This window comes from Sphaerotilus sp. (assembly GCF_013299175.1).
GTDB lineage: Bacteria > Pseudomonadota > Gammaproteobacteria > Burkholderiales > Burkholderiaceae_C > Sphaerotilus.
Genome location: NZ_JAAFKF010000013.1, coordinates 22200 through 40056 on the forward strand (window position 1 = coordinate 22200; position 17857 = coordinate 40056).

At 67.7% G+C, this 17857-nt stretch carries 11 protein-coding genes; 1 reads left to right on the forward strand and 10 read right to left on the reverse strand.

Features of this window, described 5'->3' with window-relative positions; genetic code table 11:
- Positions 1-7: 7 nt before the first annotated feature.
- From QZW52_RS04020 to QZW52_RS04060, 9 genes are all read right to left on the reverse strand, one after another.
- Positions 8-3277, reverse strand: a complete 3270-nt coding sequence (locus tag QZW52_RS04020; protein ID WP_293995599.1) for a phosphorylase b kinase regulatory subunit alpha/beta — start codon at positions 3275-3277, stop codon at positions 8-10.
- Between the two features lie 81 nt (positions 3278-3358).
- Positions 3359-5314: an alpha-amylase family protein gene (locus QZW52_RS04025; protein WP_293995602.1), complete on the reverse strand. Its 1956-nt coding sequence runs from the start codon at positions 5312-5314 to the stop codon at positions 3359-3361.
- Between the two features lie 41 nt (positions 5315-5355).
- Positions 5356-7110: a glycoside hydrolase family 13 protein gene (locus QZW52_RS04030; RefSeq protein ID WP_293995605.1), complete on the reverse strand. Its 1755-nt coding sequence runs from the start codon at positions 7108-7110 to the stop codon at positions 5356-5358.
- A 21-nt stretch (positions 7111-7131) separates the two neighbouring features.
- Positions 7132-8268 carry an ABC transporter ATP-binding protein gene (locus QZW52_RS04035; RefSeq protein WP_293995608.1) on the reverse strand — a complete coding sequence of 379 codons (1137 nt, stop codon included), beginning with the start codon at positions 8266-8268 and terminating at the stop codon, positions 7132-7134.
- Positions 8255-9919, reverse strand: a complete 1665-nt coding sequence (locus tag QZW52_RS04040; RefSeq protein WP_293995611.1) for an alpha-glucosidase family protein — start codon at positions 9917-9919, stop codon at positions 8255-8257. The genes QZW52_RS04035 and QZW52_RS04040 overlap by 14 nt, the downstream gene beginning before the upstream one ends.
- A gap of 8 nt (positions 9920-9927) precedes the next feature.
- The gene (locus QZW52_RS04045) at positions 9928-11523 is read right to left on the reverse strand and encodes an alpha-glucosidase family protein (RefSeq protein WP_434738267.1); all 1596 of its coding nucleotides are present in this window, start codon (positions 11521-11523) and stop codon (positions 9928-9930) included.
- A 13-nt stretch (positions 11524-11536) separates the two neighbouring features.
- Positions 11537-12373, reverse strand: a complete 837-nt coding sequence (locus QZW52_RS04050; protein ID WP_293995617.1) for a carbohydrate ABC transporter permease — start codon at positions 12371-12373, stop codon at positions 11537-11539.
- Positions 12373-13287 carry a carbohydrate ABC transporter permease gene (locus tag QZW52_RS04055; protein ID WP_293995620.1) on the reverse strand — a complete coding sequence of 305 codons (915 nt, stop codon included), beginning with the start codon at positions 13285-13287 and terminating at the stop codon, positions 12373-12375. The genes QZW52_RS04050 and QZW52_RS04055 overlap by 1 nt, the downstream gene beginning before the upstream one ends.
- 127 nt (positions 13288-13414) lie before the next feature.
- Positions 13415-14683: an ABC transporter substrate-binding protein gene (locus QZW52_RS04060; RefSeq protein ID WP_293995623.1), complete on the reverse strand. Its 1269-nt coding sequence runs from the start codon at positions 14681-14683 to the stop codon at positions 13415-13417.
- 278 nt (positions 14684-14961) lie between these two features.
- Between QZW52_RS04060 and glk the strand changes: the two genes are divergently transcribed.
- A complete protein-coding gene (gene glk / locus QZW52_RS04065) occupies positions 14962-16812 on the forward strand; it encodes a glucokinase (protein WP_293995626.1) in 1851 nt (616 codons plus the stop codon).
- On the opposite strand, the gene QZW52_RS04070 is transcribed toward glk, so the two are convergent.
- Complete coding sequence (locus QZW52_RS04070) at positions 16798-17838, reverse strand: ABC transporter ATP-binding protein (RefSeq protein ID WP_293995629.1); 1041 nt, start codon at positions 17836-17838, stop codon at positions 16798-16800. The two genes, glk and QZW52_RS04070, sit on opposite strands and share 15 nt — an antisense overlap.
- Between the last annotated feature and the right edge of the window lie 19 nt (positions 17839-17857).

Consider the following 17857-nt stretch of genomic DNA (forward strand, 5'->3'; position numbering starts at 1 on the left):
GGCCGGCTCAGGCCACCTCGACCGGCTCCGGTGTCATCAGGAAGGCCAGCGCCGCCATCACGCACTGCGCCACCGCGTGCGGCGCGCTGGCGTAGAACGCGGTCCAGGCCGTGCCGCGGTGCTCGTTGTAGTCCGGCGCGGGTTCGTCCGCCGCGCGCACCGGCAGCGACTGCTCCCAACCCAGCCGCACCGCCACGCCCACCAGCACGTCCATCACCAGCAGCCCCTCGCTCTGCAACTGCGGATTGGCACGGCAGATGTCGGAGACAGCCACCAGCGCCTCGATCGTGAGTTGGCGGTATTCGGGGGCCGGGATCTTGTTGAGCAGATCCTCCACCTGCAGCGCAAAACCACGCTCCGATGGCGTCATGTCGGCCCGTGCCACGCGGCTGTCCACGCGGTTGCGGCTGTCGAGCTGGTCCCCGATCACCAGGCCGGGGAAATGCCGCAGCACCTGCCAGACGCGGGTATAGAAGTCCTCGGGCAGGCGGGTGATGACACCCTGCACTTCGCGCCACGCCAGCCAGCCCTCCAGGTTCTGGTCGAGCACCGGGTCAGCACCGGCGGGAAAATGCACCGTTGCCAGCCCGGCGGCACTGCCACTGCCGTTGCGGGTGATGCGGCCATGCAGCGACTGCAGGCGCAGCAGGTTGCGGTTCATGTCCTGCTCGTGGGCAATGACCTCGCGCAGGCGGGTCAGGATCGCGTGCGGACTCAGGCTCAGCAGGAAGTCGAACGCTTCGGCCTGTGTCAGCTCGTGTTCGCGGGCCAGCCAGCCGGTGATGAGCAGGATCAGGTACCAGGCGCGCAAGGTCAGCGTTCCCTTGAACAGCGCCGCGTCCGTCTTGATCAGCACGCCCAGCAGCAGCACGATCTCCTGCAGCAGCACCCGCGCCCGTGGGTCGTCCCCACCGTAGCGGCGGATGCGCGCGTGGATCTCGGCGCTGCCCATCAGGCGGCTGATCACCGCGCCCTCGCCATAGGCCCGCCCCACCGCCACACGCTTTTGCCGCACGACGATCTGCGCCACCGCCTCTTCGAGCGCATCGTCGTGCAGATCGAGCACCCCGGCGGCGCGGCGGATCAGCCCCCACTTGCGACCCCGGCAAGCGCGGGCGTAGAAGTCCAGCACCATCTGGCCGACCGAGCCGCCGCGGTGCGTGCCCCAGTGCGTGCCGCCACGGCGCACCAGCAACCCGAGGATCTCGATCTGCTCGTAGGGGTTGCGGCTGCGGTCGAGCCGCTGCAGCAGCCGCTGGGCGTCGGCTTCGTGCTCCAGTGCCGCGGCGCGGGCGGGGGTCAGCGGCCGGGTCGCGCCCTCCTCCCACTGCAGATCCGGTGGCATCCGGGTGTCGGCGATGGCCGGCAGCTCCGCCGTTTCCACCCAAGGCACCGCACCGAGCCAGTCCATGCGCGTGGTGCGGGCCTGTGGCAGCAGCGTCTCCAGCGGCCCGACCTCCACGCCCGTGGTGTCGTCCCGGCCCAGCGCCTGCAGGAAGTTCAGCAGCACCTCGGCGCTGTTCGCCCCCAGCATCGCCTCGCCGATCAGCAGCAGCAGCAGCGGCTGGCCTTGCTGGTCGCGTACCTGCCAGTGGCGGCGCAGCATGGCGATTTCCGCGCGGATCTCGGCCACCAGCAGCCGGTTGTCCAGCGTCAGATAAAACCCCTGGCGGCTGTAGAACGCCGGAAGGAAGACGATCGTCTGCTCCGCGCCACCTGCGCTGGGCAGCGTGAAGACCTGGCTGGTGACAAGGCTGTCAAGCCGCTCGATCGGTCGGCCCGTCAACCCCAGCCGGTCCACCCGCCCCAGCTCGGCCAGCGCCAGCGCCAGATCGTCGGCATAGCGCACCTGCAGCGGCAGCACCAGCTCGGGCGTCTCGCTGGCGATGCCATGCGAGGCCAGCCGCGCCTGCACCAGCAGATCGGCGCTGACGATGGCGACCTGCACGCGCACCTGTTCACGCGCCGCCTCGATCATGGCCTTGGACGCTGCATCACTCGGCCCGCGCCCCCGCGGCAACAGCGCCCGCGCCGACACAAAGCCATCCTGCACCAGCACGCCCACCAGATACAGGCTCTGCGCCCAGACCAGCGGCACGTTGTCGTTGGGTGCGCGGCGCTGGCTGTGGGGTTGCAGCCGCTCGGCCTCGACCAGCTCGGCGGGCACGAAATACAGCTCCGGCAGCAAGCGCACGCCGTCCTGCTCCACCATCAGCGCCTCCAGCCGGGTGCGGTAGTCGCGCGCGGCCACCGTGTCACCGCGCAAGGCCGCGTCCAGCAGCAGATAGCAGAAGAACAGCGGCCACTCGGACTCGATGTGCGCGAACTGCTCCAGCTCGCCCGGCTCGTAGTGCAGGCGGCTGTGGTCCTCGGTCACGGTCTGGTGGCCGTCGCGCAGGAAGCGCTTGCAGCCATAGCGGCCTTGCAGCTTGGTAACGATCTCGCTGCGGGTGCGCTCGACCAGCGTGGCGTCACCCACCGCGAAGGCTGGGAAGCCGATGATGGACAGCAGTGCCGCATCGGTCTCCTTGGACTCGGATTCGCGTGGCAGCAGGCTCTCCAGCGTGTGGCGGGCCTGCGCGATGGCGTCGGCAGGGACGTGGATGCGCGGGCTGTCGGCGCCGGGCAGGAGCTGCGCGCCGTTGACCACCTCCAGCGCCGCCTTGGCCATGCCGACCGAGCTGGCGTTGAGTTCGGCCTGGCCGTCGTTGCGCTTGTGGCCACGCTCCCAGATGCCGTAGTCGGGCGTGCGCCAGGCGTGGGCGAGGTACCAGACCAGGTTCTGCACGAAGTTCAGCTCGTCCCGGTCGCGCACGATCGACAGCCCGCCCGCGCTCATCTGCCCGAGCATCAGCAGGAAGATCGCGGTCGCGTCGATCTGCAGATGGCCCCACGCGGTGTCGCCGACCACCGGTTCGCCGGTCTGGGTCGAGTACTTGGCGTGCAGGGCGTCGTGCGGGTGCTGGGTGTGCTTGAACCGCTCGACCTTGTGCGACTGGCGCACCATGGCCGCCAGCAGGCCGCGCATCAGGCGGGTCGTGGCGGCGTCAAGGTCGTCGGCCTGCGCGGGATCGTGGGGACGCCACGCCCGGCCCAGCGCCCAGACGGCCAGGATGCTGTAGACGTTGTCGCGCACCCAGGCGTGGGTGTAGTCGCCGTGGACGGTGATGGCGGTGCTGGCGGGCAGCAGGCCGGTGTTCGGATCCTGCCGGGACAGGATGATGGTGCGGGCTTGCTGGGTGAGCGCCTGGAGTGCCTTCCAGCGCGGCGCGGTCATGGAATCTGCGTGTGTACTCATATCGTCCGTCGTCCCCGCACAGGCGGGGATCCACCCGAACGGTCACTGCACTTTAGCAATTCACATGCCGCGCGGCACCAGCCACACCATCTGGTACGGCGCCAGCGTGACGGCAGACCGGGACTCGAACGCCGACTGGCCGATCAGGTCCACCATGCGCGCCGGCATGGACGAGAACACCTCGGCGGCGATGGTCTGCGGGTGCTCGCTGAAGTTGCCCAGCACCAGCACGCTGCCCTGTCCGCTGTACGCCGCACCATCGCGCAAGTAGCCCAGCACGGACGGATGCTTGGTGAAGAACGGCACCAGGTGTCCCCCCGCCAGCGCCGGCAGGTGGCGGCGCAGGGCGATCAGGTGGCGCATCCCGGCGTGGATGCGGCCAGCGTCGGTGCTCGGATCGCGCCGGTCGGCGTAGCGGCGCACATCGCGCACGGGGCGATGCACCCAGCGGCTGTCGCTGGCCTGGCCAGGATCGTCGAGGTAGCCGTGGTCATCCAGCGTGCCCACCTCGTCGCCCAGGTAGATCAGCGGAATGCCGCCCGAGGACAGCGCCACCCCGTACAGCAGCAGGATGCGCGCCACCGCGTGCGCGTCACCCTGTTCCAGCCCGCACAGCGAGGCAGCAGTCCCGGAGATGCGGCAGTCGCCGGTGGCCGGGTTGTCCTGGAAGGGCACACCGCGGGCGAAGCTGCCAGGGAAGCGGTTGACGTAGAAGCGGTTGAGGAACTGGCGGTGGTGGAAGCCGTTGATGCCGAGCTGCGCCGCGTCCTCGTCGGCGAAGGTCCAGCCGATGTCGTCGTGGCTGCGCACGTAGTTGACCCAGGCGGTGCCGGGGGCGATGTGGTGCCGCTCGGCCAGGGCTTTCTGCAGCATGTCCACCTGCCGGGTCGCCAGCGTGTTCCACAGCAGCGCCATCTGCAGCGGGTTGTACGAAATCTGGCACTCGGTGGGCGCGATGTAGGCCACCACGTCGTCCGGGTGGACGATGGCCTCGCTCTTGAACAGCAGCGCGGGTGCGGCGATGCGCGCCACGGCGTTGTAGGCGCGCAGCAGGTGGTGCGCCTCGGGCAGGTTTTCGCAGGACGTGCCCAGCCGCTTCCAGATGAAGGCCACCGCGTCCATGCGCAGGAACTCGACGCCCAGGTTGGCGATGAACAGCATCTCGCCGGCCATCGCCCGGAAAACCTCGGGGTTGCTGTAGTTCAAGTCCCACTGGTAGCTGTGGAAGGTGGTCCAGACCCAGCGGCCATCCGGCAGTTGCGAGAAGGCGCCCGGATGCTCGTCGGGGAAGATCTCGCGCACCGTGCGTTCGTAGGCGTCGGGCTGGGTGCGGTCGGGGAAGAGGTAGAAGTAGTCCTTGAACGCCGGGTCGTTCGCCCGCGCGCCGACCGCCCAGTCGTGCTCGTCCGAGGTGTGGTTGAACACGAAGTCCAGCACCAGCGAGATGCCCGCCTCGCGCAGCTTGTTCGAGAGGTGGCGCAGCTCGTCGATCGTGCCCAGCGACGGTTTGGTCGCCCGGTAGCTGCTGACCGCGTAGCCACCGTCGCTGTGCGGTTCGGGGCACAGGTAGGGCGGCATCAGGTGCAGGTAGGTCAGGCCGAGTTCCTGGAAGTACGGGATCTGCGCCTCGATACCGCGGAAATTGCCGGCGAACAGATCGACGTAGCAGACGCCGCCCAGCATGCGCTGCGACTGGAACCAGTCGGGGTCGTGCTCGCGCTGGGCGTCGAGGATTTTCAGGTCCGGGGCGCGTTCGGCCCAGGCGGCCCAGGCGGTGTCGAGCAGGCGCACGAGGAACGGCTCGAAGTCGTCCCGTTGGCCGTACAGCGGCACCAGTTCGTTGCGCAGCGTCTTCAGGTGGGCGCGCAGGCGGTCGTCGAAGGCGGACCAATGCGGCTGGTGCGCGTGGGTCTGGTGCAGCGCCTGCCAGACGCGGCCGAGCTGGGCGTCGTTCGTGGGCCAGGGGGCGGCGGTGCGCCCGGCGGCGCGGGGGCTGGACATCGTGTCGGTGGCCACGGCGGCCTCCTTGTGGTCAGGGATTCGGGGGAGCGCCATCGTCAGGCGTGCAGGCGCAGCATCCGCGCTTCCCAGGGCCGCAGCGGCGAGTGGCGCAGCGCCGCCTCGCCGTGCAGGTCGCCAACCGGGTAGTTGCCCAGCACCCAGTCGCACCCGCTGGCGCGGGCCTCGCCGGGCAGGTCGAACACCGGGGTGTCGCCGCTGAAATTGCAGACGACCAGCCAGCGTTCGGCATCGGCATCGGTACCGCTGTCGGCCTCCAGCGTGCGGGTATAGGCGTAGATCTGCGGGTGGTCGGGCAGCAGCAGGTCGTGGCGGCCTTGCACCAGCACCGGATGCTGGCGGCGCAGCGCGATCAGCCGCTGGTAGTGGTGGAACACCGAGTCCGGGTCGGCCACGGCCTGCGCGGCGTTGACCTGCGGGTAGTTCGGGTTCAGCTTCAGCCACGGCGTGCCGCGCGTGAAGCCGGCGTTGGGCGAGGCGTCCCACTGCATCGGCGTGCGGGCGTTGTCGCGGCCCTTGGCGTGGATGGACGCCATCACCTCGGCCGGGTCCAGGCCGCGTTCCTCGGTGGCGACGCGGTACATGTTGCGGATCTCGATGTCCTGGTAATCGTCGATCGAGGGGAAGGCGACATTGGTCATGCCGAGTTCCTCGCCCTGGTAGATGTAGGGCGTGCCCTGCATCCCGTGCAGGAAGGTCGCCAGCATCTTGGCCGACGCGACCCGGTGGACACCGTCATCGCCGAAGCGCGACACCGGGCGCGGCTGGTCGTGGTTGTTCAGGTAGAGGCTGTTCCACCCCTGCTGGTAAAGCGCGTCCTGCCAGCGCGTCATCGTCGCCTTCAGGTCGCGCAGGTCCAGCGGTTTCAGCGCCCACTTGCCGTTCATGTGGCCGCCCACGCTGTCGAGGTCCATGTGCTCGAACTGGAACAGCATGTTCAGCGCGCCGGTCTGCGGATTCGTCAGTTCGCGGCCCTGCGTGATGGTGGCCAGCGGCGCCTCGCCCACCGTGACGGTGTCGTAATGGTCCAGCACCTGCTCGCGCATCTCGCGCAGGAACTCCAGCAGCCGCGGCCCGTTGCAGGTCAGCGCGAAGCCCGGCTGCAGGAAGCCTTCGCGCACGATCGGCGCGTCCGGCAGGCTGCCATCGGCATTCCACGGCTTCGAGACCATGTTGATCACGTCCATGCGAAAGCCGTCCACGCCCTTGTCGAGCCAGAAGCGCATCGCCGCGTACACCTCGGCCCGCAGCACCGGGTTCTCCCAGTTCAGGTCCGGCTGCTTGCGGCTGAACATGTGCAGGTAGTACTCGCCGGTCGGCGCGTTCCACTCCCAGACCGAGCCATTGAACGCCGCTTCCCAGTTGGTCGGCGGCGAGCCATCGGGCTTGGGTTCGCGCCAGAGGTAGTGGTCGTGGTACGGGTTGTCGCGGCTTTTCCGGGCCTCGCGGAACCAGGCGTGCTCGTCCGAGCTGTGGTTGACCACGAGGTCCATCATCAGCCGGATGCCCCGCGCGTGCATCTGCGCCAGCATCTCGTCGAACTCGGCCATGGTGCCGAACTCGGGCGCGATGGCGCGGTAGTCGCTGATGTCGTAGCCGTTGTCGTCCTGCGGCGAGGCGTAGACCGGCGACAGCCAGACCACATCGACGCCGAGTGCCTGCAGGTGGTCGAGCTTCGACGTGATGCCCGGCAGGTCGCCGATGCCGTCCCCGTTGCTGTCGCAGAAGCTGCGCGGGTAGATCTGGTAGACGACGGACTGTTTCCACCAGTCGCGGTCGGGGCGTGCGGTCATGGTCGGCGGGCGGGTCAGAGGTCAGGCAGGCAGTTGCACGGTGCGCTGGAACGCCAGCCCGGCTGCATCGAACAGATAGCCGTGTTCCGGCCGCACCCGCAGCGTGATGCGGTCGCCCGCCGAGTGGGCAGCGTAGCCTTCGAGGCGCAGCGTCACCATCGGCGCGTCCGGCGCGATGTCGAGGTAGAGCATCGACGAATCGCCCAGCCGCTCCATCTGGCGCACCTTGGCGTGCAGCGGCGAGCCGACGCCCGCGTCCCCCGCCAGCAGGTGCTCCGGGCGGATGCCCAGCGATACCGCGTCACCGGCCTTGGCACGGCGGGCGTCCACGGCGACGGTGATCTGCTCGCCATGCACCTCGACCACCGCGTGATCCGCTTCGGCGCGCACGAGGCGACCGGGCAGCACGTTCATCTTCGGGCTGCCGATGAACTCGGCGACGAAGAGGTTTTCCGGGCGGTGGTACAGGTCCATCGGCGTGCCGAACTGCGCCACGCTGCCGTGGTCCTGCACGCCCTGCCCCGAGCGCAGCAGCACGATCTTGTCGGCCAGCGTCATCGCCTCGACCTGGTCGTGGGTGACGTAGATCATGCTGGCGGTGCCGATGTCGTGGTGCAGCTTGGCGATCTCCAGCCGGGTCTGCACGCGCAGCGCGGCGTCCAGGTTCGACAGCGGCTCGTCGAACAGGAACACATCCGGCTCCTTGACGATGGCACGGCCAATCGCCACGCGCTGGCGCTGACCACCGGACAGGGCCTTGGGCAAGCGGTCCAGCAGCGGGGTGAGCTGCAGGATGTCGGCGGCCTTCTTCACCTTCTGTTCGATCGCGGCCTTGTCCGAACCGAGCACGCGCAGCCCGAAGGCCATGTTCTCGGCCACCGTCATGTGCGGATAGAGCGCGTAACTCTGGAACACCATGGCAACGCCGCGCTTGGCCGGCGGCAGGTCGTTGACGCGCACGCCGCCGATGGACAGGTCGCCCGAGGTGATGTCCTCCAGCCCCGCGACCATGCGCAGCAGCGTGGACTTGCCGCAGCCCGAAGGCCCGACGAACACGCAGAACTCACCCTTGTCGATGGTGATGTTGGCGTTGTTGATCGTCAGCGGCAGGCCGGGGGCGTAACGCTTGCCGATGTTCTTGAAGTCAATGCGTGACATGGCGGTCCCTTGCGGAGGAGGTCAGGCGTGCGAACAGCACGCCATGGGGGTCGAAGGACAGGGTCGATTGCGCGTTGACCTGGTCCCCATCGGGCAGCGTCAGCGTCGCCGGTTCGGCGCTGAGGTTGAAGGCGCACAGCAGCCGCTCGTCGCCGTGGCTGCGCACGAAGGCGAGCACCTGCGGATGCACCGGCAACAGCGTCAGATCACCCTGCATCAGCGCAGGCTGGGTGCGGCGCCATTGCAGCAGGTGGCGGTAGTGGTGCAGCAGCGCGGCGGGGTCAGACTCTTGCGCATCGACGGCCAGCGCCCGGTGCGATTCGGCCACCGGCAGCCACGGTTTCACGCTGCTGCCCGGCGCACCGAAACCGAGGTCCGGCGCGGCGGTTTCCCACGGAAACGGCGTGCGGCAACCGTCGCGGCCCTTGAACTCGGGCCACATGGTGATGCCGTAGGGGTCTTGCAGATCCTCGAAGGCGATGTCCGCTTCGGGCAGGCCGAGTTCTTCGCCTTGGTACAGACACACCGCGCCGCGCAGGCTGAGTTGCAGCGCCGGGGCCAGCCGCAACAGCGCCGGATTCGGAGACTCGCCGCCCCAGCGCGTGGCGATGCGCTTGCAGTCGTGGTTGGACAGCGCCCAGCAGGCCCAGCCGCCACCCGCTTCCGCCGCGACGCGCTCGAACTTGGCGATCACCTCGTGCAGGTAAGGCGCGTCGTGCCGGTCGGCCAGCAGGTCGAAGCAGTAGCCCATGTGCAGCCGCTCGGCGCCGTCGGCGGACGGGCTGCTGTACTGCGCCACCATCGCCATGCCGGACTCGTCGCCGATCTCGCCGACCATCATCGTGTCGGGGTACTGGTCGGTCAGGGCGCGCAGGCGTTCGAGGAAACCCAGCGCATCCGGGCGGCTGCGGTCGAAAACATGGTGCTGCCACGCATACGGGTTGCTCGCCGCCACGGTCGGGTTGCTGCCATCGGGCATTCCCGCACCCGGGTTGCTGCGCAGCGCGGCGTCGTGGAAGCAGAAGTTGATCGCGTCCAGCCGGTAGCCATCGACACCAAAGTCGAGCCAGAACTTCACCGAGTCCAGCAAGGCTTGCTGCACCTCGGCGCAGTGGAAATTCAGGTCCGGCTGGCTGGCGAGGAAGTTGTGCAGGTAGTACTGGCGCCGCCGCGTGTCCCACTGCCACGCGCTGCCACCGAACACGCTCAGCCAGTTGTTGGGCGGGTTGCCGTCGTCCTTGGCATCGGCCCAGACGTACCAGTCGGCCTTGGGGTTGACCTGGACATCGCGGCTCTGGCGGCTTTCCTTGAACCACGGATGCTGGTCCGACGAATGCGACAAGACTTGATCGATGATGACCTTCAGGCCCAGCGCGTGTGCCCGATCGACCAGCGCCCGGAAGTCGGCGAGCGTGCCGAACATCGGGTCGATGTCGTTGTAGTCGCTGACGTCGTAGCCGAAGTCCTTCATCGGCGACTTGAAGATGGGAGACAGCCAGACCGCGTCGGCGCCGAGGCGGGCGATGTGGTCGAGGCGGTGCGTGATGCCGGGCAGGTCGCCGATGCCGTCGCCGTTGCTGTCCTGGTAGCTGCGCGGGTAGATCTGGTAGACCACGCCGCTGCGCCACCAACCGCTGTTGGGAGCTTTCATGACAGGATTCATAGTGGAGTGAACAGCACGCCCCAGGGATCGAAGCGAACCGTCCCGGCAGCGTCCAGCGCCACCTCCGCCGCCTCGTCACTGAGGTTGAACGCGCACAGCACCCGCGCACCTTCGTGTTCGCGCACGAAGGCCAGCACCTGCGGATGCACCGGCAGCAGCGTCATGTCGCCGTGGACCAGCACCGGCACGCCACGCCGCCACGCCAGCAACTGCCGGTAGTGCGACAGCAGCGACGCGGGATCACCTTCTTGCCGATCGGCGGCCAGCGCGCGGTGGCTTTCCGACACCGGCAGCCACGGCTTGACGGTCGAGCCGGCCGCCCCGAAGCCGAGGTCGGGCGCGTCAGTCTCCCACGCCATCGGGGTGCGGCAGCCGTCGCGGCCCTTGTACTCCGGCCACATCGTGATGCCGTAGGGGTCTTGCAAGTCCTCGAACGCGACCTGCGCTTCCGGCAGGCCGAGTTCGTCACCCTGGTAGAGACACGCCGTGCCGCGCAGGCTCAACTGCAGCGCCGCCGCCGCCCGCAGCAGACCCATCGGCGGGTTCGCGCCCCCCCAGCGCGTCGCCACGCGGGGAATGTCGTGGTTCGTGATCGCCCAGCACGGCCAGCCGCTGCCCACCACCTCGTTGAAGCGGGTGAACACGCCGTGCAGGTAAGGTGCCGAGTGCGGCTCGCCCAGCAGATCGAAGCAATACGCCATGTGCAGCTTGTCGCCGCCGCCGGTGTACTCGGCCACGCGGGCCAGCCCGTCGTCGTCGCCGATCTCGCCGACCATCGTCGTGTCGGGGTACTGATCGACCAGCGCCCGCAGTCGCTGCAGGAACACGAGGTTCTCGGGCTGGCTCTTGTCGAAGTGGTGCCACTGCCAGGCATACGGGTTGACGGGACTCACCGCAGGATCGCTGCCGTCGGGCATGCCGCGACCCGGGTTGTCGCGCAACTGGCGGTCATGGAAATAGAAGTTCACCACGTCGAGCCGGTAGCCATCGACCCCGAAATCGAGCCAGAACTTCACGCAGCCGAGCACCGCGTCCTGCACCGCCGGGCAATGGAAGTTCAGGTCCGGCTGGCTGGTCAGGAAGTTGTGCAGGTAGTACTGGCGCCGCCGCGTGTCCCACTGCCACGCCGAGCCGCCGAAGATCGACAGCCAGTTGTTGGGCGGGTTGCCGTCGTCCTTGGCATCCGCCCAGACGTACCAGTCGGCCTTGGGGTTGTCGCGGCTCTGGCGGCTTTCCGTGAACCACGGGTGCTGGTCGGCCGTGTGCGAATACACCTGGTCGATCATCACCTTCAGGCCCAATGCGTGCGCCCGATCGACGAGCACCCGGAAGTCCGCCAGCGTGCCGAACAGCGGATCGACATCGCAGTAGTCGCTGATGTCGTAGCCGAAGTCCTTCATCGGCGACTTGAAGAAGGGCGACAGCCAGATACCGTCCGCGCCGAGGGCAGCGATGTGGTCGAGGCGGCGCGTGATGCCGGGCAGGTCGCCCACGCCGTCGCCATTGCTGTCCTGGTAGCTGCGCGGGTAGATCTGGTAGATCACCCCACCGCGCCACCAGTGGCTGTTGGAGGCTTTCACCATCGTCGTCATGGTCGTCATCGCCTCAACCCTTGATGGCCCCAGCCGTCAGACCCGAGACGATCTTCTTCTGGAACACCAGCACCAGCACCACCAGCGGCACGGTCACGATCACCGAGGCGGCCATGATGCTGCCCCACGGAATCTCGTAGGCCGTGGCGCCCGAGATCATCGAGATGCCCACGGGCACGGTGCGCTGGAAGTCGTCGGTCATGAAGGTCAGCGCGAACAGGAACTCGTTCCACGCGCCGATGAAGGCCAGCAGCCCGGTCGAGACCAGCGCCGGCGCCAGCAGCGGCATGAAGACCTCGAAGATGATGCGCAGCGGGCCACAGCCGTCCATGATCGCGGCCTCTTCCAGCTCTTTCGGCAGGCCGCGCATGAAGGTGGTCAGCATCCACACCGTGAACGGCAGCGTGAACACCGTGTACGGCACCACCAGACCGATCGAGCGGTTGTACAGCCCCAGCGCCTGCATCAGCTCGAACATGCCCGACAGCACCGCCACCTGCGGGAACATCGACACCGCCAGGATCGTCAGCAGCAGCGCGCTCTTGCCCTTGAAGTCGATGCGGCCCAGGGCATACGCACCCGTGACGGCCATCAGCATCGAGATCACCACCGTGATGGTGGCCACCATGATCGAGTTGCCGAGCTGGGTGCCGAAGGGCTGCTTGCCGTTGAACAGGGTGACGTAGTTGCTCAGCGTCGGTGCATCCGGCAGCAGGCTGGTGCTGAACAGCGCCGTGCCGGTCTTGAGCGACGTGGTGACGGTGTAGAGGAAGGGGTAGACCGACACCACGACGACCAGCGCCGCGAGCAGGTACAGGACGATCGAACCCCAGAGTGGACGCCGGTTCATCAGTTCGACTCCTCGTTGAGCTTGACGCGGGCAGCGCGCATGAAGAGCAGCGCCGCCAGGAAGATGATGACCGTCAGCGACGTCGAGGCCGCCGAGCCGGAGCCGAGGTTGCCGTTGTCCACCATGTCGCGGCGCACGAAGCCCGACATGCTGATGGTGGAGCCGCTGTTGGAGGTCAGCACGAAGATCAGGTCGAAGATGCGCAGCGCGTCCAGCAGCCGGAAGATCACCGCCACCATCAGCGGGTGCTTGATCAGCGGCAGCGTCACCTTCCAGAACAGCCGCAGCGGATGCACGCCATCGACACGCGCGGCCTCGTAGCAGTCCTTGGGCAGCGTCTGCAGCGCGGCCAGGATCAGCAGGGCCATGAAGGGCGTGGTCTTCCACACGTCCACGGCCACGACCGTCCACAGCGCATAGGCCGGGTCGGCGGTGAAGGCGATCTTGTTGGCGATGACGCCCCAGTCCACCAGCAACTGGTTGATCAGCCCGAACTGGTCATGCAGGATCCAGCCCCACATCTTGGCCGACACGATGGTCGGAATGGCCCAGGGCACCAGCACGGCGGTGCGCACCAGCGTGCGGCCCTTGAACTCCTGGTTCAGCAGCATCGCCACGCCCAGGCCGGCCAGCGTCTCCAGGATCACCGAGAAGAACGAGAACTGGAAGGTGTTCTTGATCGACACGCCCCAGTCCGTCGCCCAGAAATCGGCCGAGAAGATGGAGTTGCCGAACAGGCCGTACTCGGAGAAGTAGTTGTCAAAGCCGACGTAGTTGTACTCGGCGATGTTATTGATGTTCGTGTCCGTGAAACTGAACCAGATCGACCGCGCCAGCGGCCAGCCAGCCACCAGCACCATCAGGATCAGCATCGGGGCCAGGAAGGTCCAGGCGATGCGCGTGCGGTTTTTCATGGGAAATGTCCAGTGTCCAGTTCAGCCCGGAAAACAAGAAGGGGCGCCAGCAACCATCGCAGACGCCCCGCAGGGAGCAACACCCCTGGCGGGGCGCGACCTCACTCAGCCGTGGCTCACCACCGGTTTACCACTTGGCCTTCTTGATCTGCTTGAGCTTGGCTTCCAGCTTCTTGACCGCGTCGGTGCCGTTGGACTTCTTCTCCAGCACGTCGTGGGCGGCGTCCCAGAAAGCGTTCGAGACTTCCGGGTACTTCAGGCCAGTGGCGGTGGCCGGACGGGCCACGGCGTTGGTGAACACGTCCAGCAGCTCGACCATGAAGGGATTCGCCTTCGCCACGTCCGCGTCCTTGTACAGGGCCGGGATGGTCGGGTTGTAGGAGCCACCGACAGCGCGCTTCTTCTGCACTTCGGCGCTGGCCATGTACAGCGCCAGCGAAGCCGCCGCGTCGATGTTCTTCGAGTACTTGCTCACCGCGAGCTGCCAGCCACCCAGGGTCGCGGCCTTGCGGGAGCCTTCACCCGTGCCAGCCGGCAGCGGCACGACACCGATCTTGTCCTTGATCGGGCTGTCGGCGGCCTGGCCCAGCGACCAGGCATACGGCCAGTTGCGCATGAACGCCGCCTTGCCGTTCTGCCACACGCCACGGGCGTCTTCCTCGCCGTAGTTCATCACGCCCTGGGGAGCGATGGTGCCGATCCACGACGCCGCCTGGTCCAGCGCCTTGGCGGCCTGCGGGTTGTTGATGGTGATGTTGCCCTTGTTGTCGATGATGGTGCCACCGCCGTAGCTGTAGACCCACTCCGCCGCGTCGCAGGTCAGACCTTCATACGCCTTGGCCTGGAACACGAAGCCCTGGAAGTCCTTGTCGGTGGCGCGCTCGGCGTCCTGGATCTTCTTGGCGCCCGCGGCCAGCTCTTCCCAGGTCTGCGGCACCTTCACGCCGTGCTTGGTCAGCAGATCCTTGCGGTAGAACAGCAGGCCCGCGTCGGTGAACCAGGGCATGCCGACCAGCTTGCCGTCCACGGTGTTGTTGGCGACGATCGCGGGGAAGTGGGTGTTCTCGACGCCCTTGGAATACTTCTTCAGATCGACCAGGTGGTCCTTGATGACGCCCGGCCAGACCACGTCGATCATGACCACGTCCAGCTCGGACGACTTGGCGGCGAACTGCTGGCGCAGCAGGGCCAGGTTGTCGGTGGAGCTTTGCGGCGGGGTGTACATCTTCACCTTGTGGCCGTTCTTCTTGCCCCAGTCTTCGGCGAACTTGCCGCAGAACTCGACATCCGCCGCATTGCTGCCGCACGAGATGGTGATGGTGGCCGCGTGTGCGCTGACCAGACCGCCGAACGCCAGGGCGACGCCCGCGGCAACTTGCTTGTAAGTGATCGACATGATGGGCTGTCTCCTGTTGTTTGTGGCAATTCACGCCACGGATCACAATGTAATTTTCTTACAGCACTCCTAAAACTAGTGAAAACCCTCAAAAGTCTCGTGATTGAGTGCCGAAGGAGTGCCTGGAAATTAAGCATTTCAATCGTTTTCATCCGCACCGGTATCGTTTGCGTTCTGTTGCGCTGGCGATCGTGTGCCAAATGCGTGCAAAGTCTGGCGGTACACGGCCCTTGAGTTTCAATGTAATTTCATTACCATTTGTGCCCATGAGCATCCCCATGAGTCCCCATCCCGCCGCCCTGCCCTATCCCGACGGCCCGCGCCTGCTGGCCGATGTCGGGGCCAGCAACATCCGCTTCGCGCTGGAGACGGCACCGGCCTGTTTCGGCAGTACCGCCGTCCTGCCCTGCGCCGCGCACGACAGCCTGGCGTCGGCAATCCGCACGTTCCTGCAGGGCCAGAACCTCGCCAGCGTGCGCCACGCCGCGCTGTCGCTGCCCAACCCGATCTCGGGCGACCAGATCAAGCTGACCAACCACCCGTGGGAGTTCTCGGTCGAGGCGTTGCGTCGGGCGCTGGGTCTGCAAACCTTGCTGGCCATCAACGACTACACCGCGCTCGCCATGGGCCTGACCCGGCTGGCGCCCGACGAGCGGATCCAGATCGGCGGTGGCGACTCGGTGCCCGGCGCGGTGATTGGCGTGATCGGGCCGGGCACGGGGCTGGGCGTGTCGGCGCTGGTGCCCTTCCAGGACCGCAACGTCAGCCTCACCACCGAAGGCGGCCACGCCAGCTACCCGGCGCAGGATGAAGACGAAGCCCTCGTCGTCGCCCACGCCCGCCAACGCCATGGCCATGTCTCGGGCGAGCGGCTGATCTCGGCCTCCGGGCTGGAGCTGACCTACGAGGCGCTGGCCCTGCGCAGCGGCCACCAGCCCGCCACCCGCAGCGCCCCCGACATTTCAGCCGCCGCACTCGCCACCGAGCCGGACCCGGTGGCCCGGCAGGCGCTGTCGGTGTTCTGCGCCATGCTGGGCACCGCCGCCGGCAATCTGGCGCTGACGCTGGGCGCGCAGGGCGGTGTCTACATCGGTGGGGGCATCGTGCCGCAGATCGCGGGGTTCTTCGCGCAATCGGCATTCCGCGCCCGCTTCGAGTCCAAGGGACGCTTCCAGCCGTGGCTGGCGCGCGTGCCGACGTGGATCGTCACGGCGCCGCGGGCGGGCCTGCGCGGTGCGTCTGCCATGCTCGACGACCACCTCACGGCCGACCACGGCGCCGGGCCCCTGCTGGTGGACATCCGGGCGTCGATGGACAAGCTCTCGGCATCCGAACGCATCGTCGCGCAGGATCTGCTCTCGGCGCCGCGGGCGTGGATGAGCGACTCGATCGCCCGCATCGCCGAACGCTGCGGCGTGAGCACCCCGACGGTGATGCGCTTTTGCCGCTCGCTGGGCTTCAAGGGGCTGGTGGACTTCAAGCTGCGGCTGGGCTCCGGCCTGTCCGGCACCACCAAGGTCGCCCACCGCGAGGTCAGCGCCAACGACCCCACCGCGGAGCGCATCGGCAAGGTCTTCGACAACTCGATCTCGGCGCTGATCGGGCTGCGCGACCGGCTGCACCCGGAGGTCTTCGAGCGCGCGGTCGCGGCCCTGGCCGGGGCACGGCGCATCGAGGTCTACGGCACCGGCAGCGCCGCCCTCGCCGCCGAGGATGCGCAACACAAACTAGGCCGACTCGGCCTGGCCGCGCTGGCACGCACCGACCCGCAGCAGCAGAACCTGACCTCGCTCTACCTCGGCGCCGAGGACGTGCTGCTGGTGCTGTCGAACTCGGGCGAACTCGACTCGGTCAACGCCGCCGTGGCCCGCGCCCGCCACGCCGGCACCACGGTGATCGCCATGTGCCCGCAACGCAGCGAGCTGGCGCGGCTGGCGGACATCGTGCTGCCCGTGGACCACCCGGACGACGTGCAGGCGCTGGTGCCGATGGTGTCGCGGTTGATGCAGACGGTGGTGGTCGATGCGCTGGTGAGCGACCTGGCGCTGCAGCGGCGCCCGCACATCACGGCGGCGCTGGCCCACCAGGACGATCAACGCTTCGGCACGCTCAGTTCACACAGCCGCTGAGCGCCGGCCCTGGGCATCGAACAGGTGCAGCGCGCCCGGCTTGGGCACCAGCGTCACCGCCATGCCCGCCTGCCACGGACCCGCATCTTCCGCCGCCAGTTTCAGGCTCACCGGCTGCTCGACACCGGCCACCGTCGCGTAGACCAGCACGGTGTCGCCGAGGTGCTCGGTCAGATCGATGTGCGCCGACCAGCCGCGCTGCCCCGACGCCGGATCGGTCGGCAGCAGCGACTCCGGTCGGATGCCGACCTGTGCCGCGCCCGACGCCGCCGGGTGCCACGCCGCGGTGGCCGCGGGCAGCACGTTCATCTTCGGGCTGCCCATGAACTGCGCGACGAAGACGTTGGCCGGCCGCTGGTACAGCTCCAGCGGCGTACCGACCTGCTCGATGATGCCGGCGTTGAACACGGCGATGCGGTCGCCCATCGTCATGGCCTCGACCTGGTCGTGGGTGACGTAGACCATCGTCGAGCCGAGTTCGCGGTGCAGCTTGGTCAGCTCGACGCGCATCTGCACGCGCAGGCCGGCGTCCAGGTTGGACAGCGGCTCGTCGAACAGGAACACCGCCGGCTTGCGCACGATGGCGCGGCCGATCGCCACCCGTTGCCGCTGGCCACCGGACAGGGCTTTCGGCGTGCGGTCCAGCAGGTGCGTGATCTGCAAGACCTTGGCCGCCTGCTCGACCTGCTCGCGGGCCTGTGCCTTCGGGACTTTCGCCATCTTCAGGCTGAAGCCCATGTTCTCGGCGACGGTCATGTGCGGGTAGAGCGCGTAACTCTGGAACACCATCGCCACGCCACGCTGGGGCGCAGGCAGGTCGTTGGCGATCTGGTCGCCGATCTTCAGCTCGCCGGCGGTGATGCTTTCCAGCCCGGCAATCATCCGCATCATGGTGCTCTTGCCGCAGCCCGACGGGCCGACGAAGACCATGAACTCGCCGTCGCGCACGTCCAGATCGACGCCCTTGATCACCTCGACTGCGTTGTCGTAGGTCTTGCGGATGCCCCGCAGTGTGACGCTGGCCATGTTGGCCTCCTCGAATGTC

Bases quoted from the DNA above. Each gene is read 5' to 3' on its own strand.
- QZW52_RS04020 (WP_293995599.1), bottom strand. From the start codon at position 3,277: ATGACCGCGCCGCGCTGGAAGGCACTCCAGGCGCTCACCCAGCAAGCC.
- QZW52_RS04030 (WP_293995605.1), bottom strand. From the start codon at position 7,110: ATGACCGCACGCCCCGACCGCGACTGGTGGAAACAGTCCGTCGTCTAC.
- QZW52_RS04035 (WP_293995608.1), bottom strand. From the start codon at position 8,268: ATGTCACGCATTGACTTCAAGAACATCGGCAAGCGTTACGCCCCCGGC.
- QZW52_RS04040 (WP_293995611.1), bottom strand. From the start codon at position 9,919: ATGAAAGCTCCCAACAGCGGTTGGTGGCGCAGCGGCGTGGTCTACCAG.
- QZW52_RS04045 (WP_434738267.1), bottom strand. From the start codon at position 11,523: ATGACGACGATGGTGAAAGCCTCCAACAGCCACTGGTGGCGCGGTGGG.
- QZW52_RS04050 (WP_293995617.1), bottom strand. From the start codon at position 12,373: ATGAACCGGCGTCCACTCTGGGGTTCGATCGTCCTGTACCTGCTCGCG.
- QZW52_RS04055 (WP_293995620.1), bottom strand. From the start codon at position 13,287: ATGAAAAACCGCACGCGCATCGCCTGGACCTTCCTGGCCCCGATGCTG.
- QZW52_RS04060 (WP_293995623.1), bottom strand. From the start codon at position 14,683: ATGTCGATCACTTACAAGCAAGTTGCCGCGGGCGTCGCCCTGGCGTTC.
- glk (WP_293995626.1), top strand. From the start codon at position 14,962: ATGAGTCCCCATCCCGCCGCCCTGCCCTATCCCGACGGCCCGCGCCTG.
- QZW52_RS04070 (WP_293995629.1), bottom strand. From the start codon at position 17,838: ATGGCCAGCGTCACACTGCGGGGCATCCGCAAGACCTACGACAACGCA.